The 3,663-nt window shown below is 43.8% G+C and carries 3 protein-coding genes and 1 pseudogene; 2 read left to right on the top strand and 2 right to left on the bottom strand.

Features of this window, described 5'->3' with window-relative positions; translation table 11 throughout:
- Positions 1-795: 795 nt before the first annotated feature.
- On the bottom strand, positions 796-1,563 hold the full coding sequence (locus ABID13_RS28515; RefSeq protein ID WP_242849335.1) for an ExeA family protein: 768 nt from the start codon (positions 1,561-1,563) through the stop codon (positions 796-798).
- 2 nt (positions 1,564-1,565) lie between these two features.
- Positions 1,566-2,033, bottom strand: a complete 468-nt coding sequence (locus tag ABID13_RS28510; protein ID WP_156200261.1) for a Mu transposase C-terminal domain-containing protein — start codon at positions 2,031-2,033, stop codon at positions 1,566-1,568.
- A 386-nt stretch (positions 2,034-2,419) separates the two neighbouring features.
- Here ABID13_RS28510 and ABID13_RS28505 point away from each other — a divergent pair, with 386 nt between their 5' ends.
- Positions 2,420-2,929, top strand: coding sequence for a helix-turn-helix domain-containing protein (locus ABID13_RS28505; RefSeq protein WP_048931376.1), 510 nt, complete (start codon positions 2,420-2,422; stop codon positions 2,927-2,929).
- A pseudogene (locus ABID13_RS28500) lies at positions 2,914-3,555 on the top strand (IS630 family transposase); the annotation flags it as partial. The gene ABID13_RS28505 and the pseudogene ABID13_RS28500, both read left to right, overlap by 16 nt.
- Positions 3,556-3,663: the final 108 nt, after the last annotated feature.

Here is a 3,663-nt window from a genome sequence, read left to right as displayed (position 1 = left end):
TGATGAAATACCACCGATTTTTACACCATGAAATCGAAAAATATGAAGGGAAAAAGGAGCAGAAAACCGCTTAGAAGACAGAGCGCTCCGTAAAAACCAAACAAGGGTGTTTTGCGCCCTGAAATAGGAGCAAGAAAAAGGAAGAGACAGTCCCATAGAGGATTTTGCCTTAGAAAAGGCCCGAATTCTCTGGGATTGTCTCTTTCTATCATGTTAGGGGTTAAAAGTCGGTATTAACCGATACCCCCCCTTTTTTGCTTGTGTGCCGAGCATGGCACTAGTCTTACTGGTGCGAGTCCAGTCACGGGTATTTAGGAGGGAGAAGTGCTGCAAAGCACTTTTCCTATCCGACAGGCGTTAAGCCGAAGGACTGAAACGATTTATAGTACAAATCGTTACGATTAAAATAATACATGAGCCAGAAATCGGGTGGGCAGGAAACATAGGAACGTAACCGAAGAATACTGTTTATACTTAGAGGGGCGATATGTATGAATCTTGGAGTAATCAGAGGAGTAACAACAGTGGAATTAATTGACGTGATAACTGTGAAACGGCGAATTGTTGGCGGAGTAAACTGCGCGATATAATCGGTGTAATTCACTCCCTGACTGCGCCGTCAGTCAGGGAACGGCACTTTCTCAGCAGAGGAACGGCGAAGTCTCGTAGCTTTATTCTAGGAAAGCCAACGGCTCTTTTGAAATAAGGCCATGAGCACGAGGATGCCATAGCCTTAAGCGTTAATTGATAATGAGTTAAAAGTTTTGATTGTTGACGGCAGCGAGGATGATCTCGTCATCGATGACACGATGCTCCTGCTTGGGCTCCGATGGTCAGGGCATCTGTCATGAGATTGTCGATCAGACGAGGATTTCCACGGGAGTAACCGTGGATAGCTCCGAGAGCAGCATCATTGATGATGCTGCGTGAAGCACCGGCACAGTTCAGTTTATGGATGATGTATTCCGAGACTTCACGGTCATCCAGACCTTCATAGTTATAATGGATAGTGATCCGCTGACGGAGAGCCTCGTGGATTGGCTTACGCAGGATATCGTTCAGGTGTGATTCACCGCAGAGGATCAGGGTAAAACAGTTCAGGGAATCATAACCGTAATTCATCAGCATCTTGATATCATTCAGGATTCCGTTACTAAGGTACTGTGCTTCATCGATGGCAAGGAGCAGCGGCTGGTGTTTATCCCGGTAAAGGTAAGTGATCTGTTCCTGGATTGCCTTGAACATAGCGGGTTTTCCGCCTTTGTCGGAAACACCCAGGATGGAGCAGAACTGTTTGTAAAAATCAGCAACACTGATAGTGGACAGGCACATGTATTCCATATGGTACTGATTCGGATTGAGCCCTTTTGCAAAGCATCTGAGAGCATAGGACTTTCCCATTCGGGGGAGCGCAGTGAAAACACCGATCCCCCGAATGTTCTTTAAATGATTGAGGCGGAGGTTCATCTCTTTGAAATCCCTGGATTGAAAACAATCCTTTTCCTTGAGCTGTTGTTTATCAAAGGGATTAAATGTAAGCCCATAAAAAGAGTTATAGATCATGGTCAGCCTCCAATCTTTGAGTAGTCCAGAGCAGGGCCGTTGTTGCGTTTGGTATGACAGTTCTCCACTTTGTTCGTTTTATGGATAGGGAATCGTTTGCCCTCATAAAGGATAAAAGCAGAATCCATGTCATCTGGAAGGAAACGGATCTCAACACGGGAAGAAATGAACTGCATCGGGCAGTCATAGCTGATCTTATCGATGCAAACAGTAGCATCTTTACGGACTTTGCGATTGACGCGATTAAAGAAGCAGTTATCGAGCCACTGTCTGGATTCAGGAATACGAGGGTGATCCTTTGTATTTCTGAAGCGTTCCAATGGAGTGCAGTTGATACCGGAATGGACGGTAGTGTTATAGGTACGTATGTAATCCTTGAGCATTCCGTCAAACTGAGCCAGTGAGGTGATACGAGAAGGGTCGAGGGAGTAAAGCCAGCGTTCCTTCAGGGTGCGCCACTGCCGTTCCACCTTTTATACGAATGTTCGTATAAAAAATCGAATATATTTGACAGAGCATCTCAGATATTTGGATAAAGAAGATCGATGGTTTCAACTAAGATTAGTTTAGACCATCGGTCAATTTAATTCAAGTCAGCCTCTGAACAGTAACGCCCCTTGGTCTAAAGTCTGATTCTTTGTAAAAAGAGTTGGACTTTTTCTAATACTAAGAGATATGATAGAAAGAAATGGGGAATTTCAAAATGCTGAGAGACAATCTGTTTTCGGATTAAAATGGGTTTATTGAAAGGTTAAAATGAAAAAACTAGTGTAGTGACACGATGATAATTGAACTAATTGTTTTTGTTTGATATAATTCTCATAGATGATAAAATATGTCTATGGAGGATATTGCTATGGCCCGCCCTAAGAAAAACATAATTCGGCTAAAAGATGCTGAAGTAAAACAACTGAAATCTATTTTGTATAAACCAAAAACATGCCAGACACTTGTCAACCGATGCCGCATTCTTCTGACGCTGGATGAAAACCATCCTCCTGTGCGGACTTACGACCAGTGTATGGATTTGTTTGGTGTCAGTCGCCCGACCATTTCTAATGTGGCAGGAACCTATGCCAGGGATGGCCTGGAAGAAGTTCTTAAAATTAAACGGAATGTCAATTCCAGCAATGCCCGCCGAAAAGTTGACGGACGCTTGGAAGCAAGGATTGTTGAAATTGCCTGCGGCCCTGCCCCAGAAGGGCATAGCCGGTGGACAATCCGCCTTCTTGAAGGACAGGCAAAAATAGAATTTGATGAGCCGGTCAGCCGCGAAACAATCCGCAGAACTTTAAAAAAAACCGGCTTAGACCTCACCGCAGCCAATACTGGTGTCTCCCAAATAAGGCGGATGCAGAATTTGTAGCATGTATGGAAGACATCCTGGACATTTATGAAATGCCCTATAACCCAGTTATCCCGGTTGTCTGCATGGATGAAAAACCATATCAGATTTTAGGAGAAGTGCGGGATTCATGGGCTATGCGTCCCGGAGATGATAAAAAAGTGGATTCCGAATACACCCGAAATGGGACCTGCAGTATTTTTGCCTTTATTGAGCCGTTAGGAGGAATGCACCACGTAAGTGTACGGGAACGCCGGACGGCAAAGGATTGGGCGGAAGAAATGAAATACCTGTCCGATGTTATGTATCCTGATGCAGAAAAAATCATACTTGTCATGGATAATTTGAACATACACAATCCTGCGTCTCTGTATAAAGCATTTCCACCAGAAGAAGCCCGGCGGATCATAAAACGATTTGAAATACACTATACACCAAAGCATGGAAGTTGGCTTGATATAGCGGAAATCGAATTAAATGTAATGACAAGGCAGTGTCTTTCCAGGCGAATCGCTTCTATTGAACATCTTCAAAAAGAACTGTCTGCATGGGAAAAGGAACGTAACAGCAGTCAGGTTAGCGTGAACTGGCAGTTTAAAACGAACAATGCACGTACAAAATTGGTCTCCCTGTATCCTGATTTGTAATCAGGATACAGGATTGTTGTGTCACAGTAAAAATAAACCACCTGCTCTGCAGGTGGAGGGAATATCTTCAGATAAAAGCAACTCCTGTGCTAAACTAGATGTAGGTCT

It is taken from the genome of Enterocloster citroniae (assembly GCF_040545455.1).
GTDB classification, from domain to species: Bacteria; Bacillota; Clostridia; order Lachnospirales; family Lachnospiraceae; genus Enterocloster; species Enterocloster citroniae.
Note: the sequence above shows the minus strand (reverse complement) of the source record. Positions and strands in the feature narration are given on the sequence as shown.